This is a genomic window from Marinobacterium litorale DSM 23545 (assembly GCF_000428985.1).
Classification (GTDB): domain Bacteria; phylum Pseudomonadota; class Gammaproteobacteria; order Pseudomonadales; family Balneatricaceae; genus Marinobacterium_D; species Marinobacterium_D litorale.
On record NZ_AUAZ01000039.1, the window covers coordinates 26,712 to 32,711 of the forward strand.

9 protein-coding genes are annotated in these 6,000 nt (G+C 53.6%); 1 reads left to right on the top strand and 8 read right to left on the bottom strand.

Annotated elements, in window-relative coordinates; genetic code table 11:
• Positions 1-230: 230 nt before the first annotated feature.
• The gene (locus tag G403_RS0118750; protein WP_036234589.1) at positions 231-1,499 is read right to left on the bottom strand and encodes a nitrate regulatory protein; all 1,269 of its coding nucleotides are present in this window, start codon (positions 1,497-1,499) and stop codon (positions 231-233) included.
• Between the two features lie 228 nt (positions 1,500-1,727).
• On the opposite strand from G403_RS0118750, the gene cobA reads away from it, so the two are divergent.
• Entirely contained in the window at positions 1,728-2,594 is an 867-nt protein-coding gene (gene cobA / locus G403_RS23940; RefSeq protein ID WP_084404114.1) for a uroporphyrinogen-III C-methyltransferase, read from the top strand.
• Between the two features lie 23 nt (positions 2,595-2,617).
• Here the strand turns inward: cobA and G403_RS0118760 are convergent, their stop codons facing one another.
• The 7 genes from G403_RS0118760 to G403_RS0118795 form a co-directional block, all read right to left on the bottom strand.
• On the bottom strand, positions 2,618-3,076 hold the full coding sequence (locus tag G403_RS0118760) for a tellurite resistance TerB family protein (protein WP_027855351.1): 459 nt from the start codon (positions 3,074-3,076) through the stop codon (positions 2,618-2,620).
• 222 nt (positions 3,077-3,298) lie between these two features.
• The gene (locus G403_RS0118765; RefSeq protein ID WP_027855352.1) at positions 3,299-3,733 is read right to left on the bottom strand and encodes a helix-turn-helix domain-containing protein; all 435 of its coding nucleotides are present in this window, start codon (positions 3,731-3,733) and stop codon (positions 3,299-3,301) included.
• An 8-nt stretch (positions 3,734-3,741) separates the two neighbouring features.
• A complete protein-coding gene (locus G403_RS0118770; protein ID WP_027855353.1) occupies positions 3,742-4,053 on the bottom strand; it encodes a type II toxin-antitoxin system HigB family toxin in 312 nt (103 codons plus the stop codon).
• A gap of 183 nt (positions 4,054-4,236) precedes the next feature.
• Entirely contained in the window at positions 4,237-4,518 is a 282-nt protein-coding gene (locus G403_RS0118775; RefSeq protein ID WP_027855354.1) for a type II toxin-antitoxin system RelE family toxin, read from the bottom strand.
• Positions 4,508-4,765 carry a type II toxin-antitoxin system Phd/YefM family antitoxin gene (locus G403_RS0118780; protein ID WP_036234593.1) on the bottom strand — a complete coding sequence of 86 codons (258 nt, stop codon included), beginning with the start codon at positions 4,763-4,765 and terminating at the stop codon, positions 4,508-4,510. Before G403_RS0118780 ends, G403_RS0118775 begins: the two co-directional genes overlap by 11 nt.
• A 197-nt stretch (positions 4,766-4,962) precedes the next feature.
• Positions 4,963-5,103, bottom strand: a complete 141-nt coding sequence (locus G403_RS25375) for a hypothetical protein (RefSeq protein WP_156899739.1) — start codon at positions 5,101-5,103, stop codon at positions 4,963-4,965.
• Positions 5,104-5,544: 441 nt separating this feature from the next.
• Positions 5,545-6,000 (bottom strand): IS5 family transposase (locus tag G403_RS0118795; RefSeq protein ID WP_027855356.1); only part of this gene is annotated, 456 nt, incomplete at its 5' end.

A 6,000-nucleotide genomic window follows, 5' to 3' on the forward strand; every position in this document is an offset into this window, starting at 1 on the left:
CCTCCCCAGGGAGCTTTTTTTTTCGCAAAAAAAAGGCGCCCACTTGCACTTTCGCTTTCGCGAAAGGAAGTGGACGCCATTGTCCGGATGGATGCCACAAAGGACATCCTATGTTGGGAGGCTCAATGCAGGTCTTGTGCCACCGCTATCACCTTGAAAAGCCTTAGCCGAAAGCCCACGGAGCGCGGTATAAACGCACCTTTAATATGCATCAAATTAAAAACCGCACCCTATTGGTGCTGATTGGCACCTGAATCGACGGCTCCAATCACCTTCTTCGCCACATCTGCCACCCGGCAATTACTCTGCATCGCGGACTCCCGCAATCGCCGATAAGCCTCCTCTTCACTGAGCCCCTGGTACTGCATAAGTACGCCCTTGGCACGCTCGATCACCTTACGCTCTCGCAGAGCCTCCCGTGCTTCATTCAGTTCATCACTCATCTGTTGCAGGTGAGCTGACTGCTCCTGAAGAAGCTGGTAAAGCGAGCGGTTCACCTCCGGTGAGGCCGGAGCATCAGCCGATTTAGTGGGTGCATCCAGCAACATCGACAGCGGCGAGACCGGTTCGGCTCCAGACTCCTGCTGCAACCTGAACCGATTACTGCGCATCGCCTGCTTTGCCGCTTCCACACGGGCTCGGGAGCTTGTCAGCAGCTGCTCGCGCAGCTCGCTCTCGACCTGGTGCATCCGGTCAATGCGGGTTGTGATGACGGCAAACCAGATCTCACTGATACTGTCCGGCACCGCGGCCTCTCCGACAAATGCATCGATCATTGCCCGCAGCCGCGCAAGCTCGGCGGTGGCCGGATCCTGATCGATCCTCTTCCAGTTATCGCACTGATCGACGCCTGCGAACTGAAGAAAGGTCTCCAGGCAACGCTGTTGCGACTCGCGCAGGTGCTGTAAACGCCCCACCAGTTCTTTGTCGATCTTGCGGGCCGCCAGACCCACAGAACCCCAGGCCCGCTCAAGCCCCGTGTATTCCTTGGCCTGCATGAAGTTGAACAGCGCCACCAACACGCGCGTTATCTCCGGGTCCGTGGCGATATCCGCAGCCTCGAATATCACCGCCAGCAAGCTACCGATCAGACGGCTGTATGCCTCGGTGGAGTCCGTGGCATCCAATTTTTGCTCAGCGACTGCCCGGCGCAGGGCCTCCAGCTCATCAAGCTGAAGCATCACCTGAGCCAGGCGGTTATAGAGTCGTGCACTGCTCCATAAAGGCCGACGCTCACCACTCACCCGCTCCAGATAGGCCCGAAAATCGGTTTCCGCCTGCCCGCTGGCAGCAACCTGCTCCTGACGCTCCTTGCCAAAATGTGCACCGGCAGACGCCAGAAATACATTGCTGATACCACGTTCACGCTGAAGCTCATGTACTAACTGTGCGGCATAAGCCACCAGCTCACTGCTGTGGGCCAACTGCTCCAGATTGGAGATCTCATGATTTCGGGCCGCCAGCAGAAAATGCTCACTCAGGTTACGGGGGCTAGTCATCACACTTCTCCGGGAACAAACGCACTTCGATAAGCGATTGCAGCAAAGGTTGTTCCACCACGCAGCCATAAAGGCATTAAACTTGCTTCATTAGAATCAGTTTGAGCTTGAATAGCTCGGGAGTATGACGCACTCCCACACACAATCCGTTACACCCGGCAAAGGCGCCTGACTCCTTAACGAAAGTATAGGAGTCAGGCGCCTTTGTTTTTTTGGAGGACTTGATTCATGGCTGCATTGACCTACTTTCGCTCCGCCCGCCCCCTTTGGAACGGAACCCAACTGATCTCGCGCCTGTCACGCCGTTTTCATCGGGAACCGCAGCCGGCACAGGGCCACGTCAGCCTGATTGGCGCCGGGCCCGGCGATCCTGAGCTGATCACCCGTAAAGGCTGGCGGTTACTGCTTGCTGCCGATGTCATCGTGTATGACGCCCTGGTCAGCGACCTGCTGATGGAAGAGATCCCCGCCCATATTCGGCGTATCTACGTGGGGAAGCGTAAGGGTGCCCACAGCGCCAGCCAGGAGCAGATCTGCCGGTTGCTGGTTTCGTTGGCTCAGCAAGGGTTGAATGTGGCTCGTTTGAAAGGCGGAGACCCATTGGTTTTTGGCCGCCTCACTGAGGAGCTTGCAGCACTGAAAGTAGCCGGTATCGCGTTCGACCTAGTGCCCGGTATCACCGCCGCCGCCGGTTGCGCCGCCAGTTGCGGTATTCCGCTGACCGAAAGGGTAACAGCGCCGCGCCTGCGCATGGTTACCGCCCACAGCTGTGATGATCGTCCCATCGACTGGGCCGACTTGGCCCGCCGCGATGAAACATTGGTGTTCTACATGGGGTTATCGATGGCGCCGACGATCAGCCAGCAACTGCAACTACATGGGCTACCTGCCGACTGGCCCGTCCTGCTGGTTGAACGGGGAACCCAACCCGAGCAACGCAGTATCCCCACCCGCCTTGACCAAATGGCTCAGGAGGCTAAGCGCCACAATCTATCGGGACCAACACTGATTCTGGTTGGCATGGTGACTCAGGGTGTTCACCCTAGCGAAAGACTGGAGAGCCTTGATTTAAAGGCAGAGCGCAAGCATCCCTGACACAATAATAAGAGTGCAGAAGCCTATTGATCAGCCTCAGCCCGATGCTTGGCAGCAATGAAATCCATATGCGGCACGTGGATCAGATCGGCGATACGGCGAATCACATGCTCCTCCACGTGATGCAGCTCACCATCGGCATAGGCCACCCGCCAGAGGTTCTCGATCAGCTGCACTTTCTCCGCCTGGCTGCAAACCTGGTTGATCTGGGAGGTAAAGCGGAAGTAATCGGTGGCCCCGGCATGGGCCTGCTCGGCACGCACCAGAAGCTCGGTCGCCTCCTGCTCACCCTGACCGAAACTGCGTTGAATCCCGGCTATCAGCGCCGCGCGCTCCTCCGGCTTGTTTTCATAGTCCGCCGCAACCACTTCCACCATCAACGCGACACTGGCCAGCTGGATAACCGACTCATCGCTCTGCGTCGCAGCGCCGCCCTCGGGTTCCAATAAGCTACTGAGTGCCGATTTTACTCTATCCCACATGCAAGCCTCCCATTGGTCTTACTGCTAGTGAACACAGGCTTGGACGTTCGTTCCGTTATGGAGCAAGGAAATCGGGTAAGGCAAAGACCGTTGGGATTGTGATGCCTGAGCCAACGACCGGTGTAAACCTGAACCTAGACGATGTTATTGAGCAGATACTGAGCTAGCCAGCTAAAACTTAACCACTGTCAGATAATATCGGCATGAAGCTATGTTCTTCGATTATTCACCAAAAAACATGGAAGGTTTCAGATTGAAGCGCTTAGACAGTTTCTCGATGGCTTGCCGACTCAGAGTGCGTTTCCCGTTCAGAACTTTAGAGACCATCGTTTTATCGCCAATCTCCGGCAGATCACTTCCGGTCAGTCGGTGCTGGCTCATCAAGGTACGAAGCAACGCGATATCCGCGGGCAAAGACTCGGCCTCGTCGATAAACGCTAACAGTTCCTCATCCCGAGACTCATACCGTTCAATCGCATGACTGAGCATGTCGATAAGTGGGTTCATCGGGTCGTCCAGGGTATCGCCAGCCGAGTCAAGTACCTGCTCCAGTGTTTCCAGCGTCGCTTCGTACTGCTCCTGCGTCTCGATGTTAATAAGCGGCTGTGCGGTTTCCATAAACGCCTGATACGCATCGATAATCGCTAGCTGTCCCATGGTCACCTCTAGTCTTGATTCTTCATGTATCGCTGTGTCAGCTTGTCGTAATCCGCATGATTGACAATGTGTTTGATGTATATGCGTTTATTCACAAACTGAATAAATGCAATCACACGAAGATTGTTGCCACCCACATCCAGCACCCACCACTTGTCTTTGTACTTGAAGTTGTCCAGCGTTGGAAAAACCGCCCTCAACTCATCCGGGGTAGTGAAATCCAGCTTGTGCAGCAACCTGTACAGATCCAACAGCGCAGCCTCATCGTTCGGGTATTTCTTGGCAGCGTCGTTAAACGGCTTCTTCGAAATTACATTCATCAGTCATCCCTGGTTGACTCATTGTCAACAATAGTCGCGGATTGACTATACGTCAACCTCCTTCGATCTCATCGTGGCTGGATAAAATGTCGGCGGCAGGTCATCGGACGTAGTTATAAACTACTTGCGCATATTGCGTGTTGGTCTATCAACTTTTCTGGAAAATTTCGCAGGGAGGTTGTGCTAGATTCGCCCTAACATCTCACGATAGACGTCACCATCTCGCTTCCCTACGCTGAGTGCCGTTACGATCAGTTCCTTGTCATTGACATGATAGGTTAAACGGAATGGAGGCTGTTTCCGTTTGATCTTGTACAAATTATAACCGCCCGACAGGCGAGACCTGGGTACATGGGGGTGCTCCAACCGTTCCCTAAGTTTACCTTTAAAGTACTCTTTCACCGCTGACGGTAGACGCTCCCACTCCTCCAGGGCATCCGGGTGGAACTTCAGCTTATAGGTCATCGATGTTGACTTCGACGGGTTCCTTGCCATCGTTGAGACGTTCACGTGCCTGGGTCAGGAGAGCCAAGTCCTCGACGGCCTCAGCCATCATCTCGAACAGCTCAGGCGGCACCGCATAAAAACAGGGTGCATTACTCTTGAGCACGGCCACAGCTTCCCCTCCCGACTGCTGAATAATCGCGTTGGGATTGGCTTTAAAGTCGGTGATGCTGGCAGAAACGCCCGCCATCATTCTTTCTACACTCATTGGGTGCCTCACCTTTATAGATCTGTAAATAGATCTTTATACAGGTCCAAATATAGATCTATTCATTCCGTCTGTACAGTACGTGATCAATCATCTTCTGTACTTGTTGCTGCCGGATGAGTACGCCTGTAAACAGCCTTTAGATCGCTGATCGTGACATGGGTATAGATCTTCATGCTCTTGATATCCTGGTGTCCCTACAGCTCATCGACATAGCGGATATAGGCACCGTGATTGAGCATGTAGGTTGCGCTGGCATGCCGCATGGGATGACAGGTTCCCTCCTTGCCGACAAGCGCCGAGCGCTCACTACTGGTACATTCCTCGATTAACAGCATGACCTGCACGGCAAACCGGCACAGCCGTTCACGCCAAACCAGCAGGCCCTGTGACTTTCACCGGCCCCCACACTTGTAGGCGCTGGTCAAAAATGCACACCCTGCTGGTCAGGTCTGCACACCGAAACCAGAAAAGAGTGCACATGCAGCTGGTAAAAATGACAACTATGGAGAAAAAAGCCTGCCTTATGCAGGCTTTGAAGTATTTCAAGACATAAGCTTGACGCTACTTATTCCAACGTAAATATTTTGTATATAACCATGATCACCCAATACAAGTGAAAGCAAATAAAAAAAACAGGTAGGGCAATATTAAGGTAGCTACGAATAAGCCCGATCCAAGGCTCTGAAATGTCGTTGTCACCGCCTCAGAGGCGAAAATTCAACACTTTTAGCCCTTTTTAACCAGCTGCAACCACCTTTTCAGGCAGTGCAGACGGATTAACCCCGTGCTCTCAACATCTGATCCACCCGCACAACGTTGGCCAGTGCGAACAGCATGGCCAACTTGCAGTCGTTTTTCTTCAGGCCACGGTAGCGGGCTTTTACAAAACCGAACTGGCACTTGATGATCCGAAACGGATGCTCAACTTTCGCACGGATACTGGCTTTCAGATACTCGGTGCGGATTCTGACCTTATTGATCCGAGGGTGTTTTTTCAGTGTCTTCAGCTTCCCTGGCTGTTCTGCGATGTACCAGTCCGCACTGACATCTTTCAGCTCATCTCGCTTTTCGGCGCCCCTGTAACCCGCATCAGCAAAAATGAATGCTTCTTCACCGTGTAGCAGTTGATCAGCCTGATTAAGGTCGTGCTCATTGGCCGCAGTTGTCGTGAAACTGTGCGTGATGCCGGTGCGGGCATCAACCCCGATGTGAGCCTTCATCCCGAAGTGCCA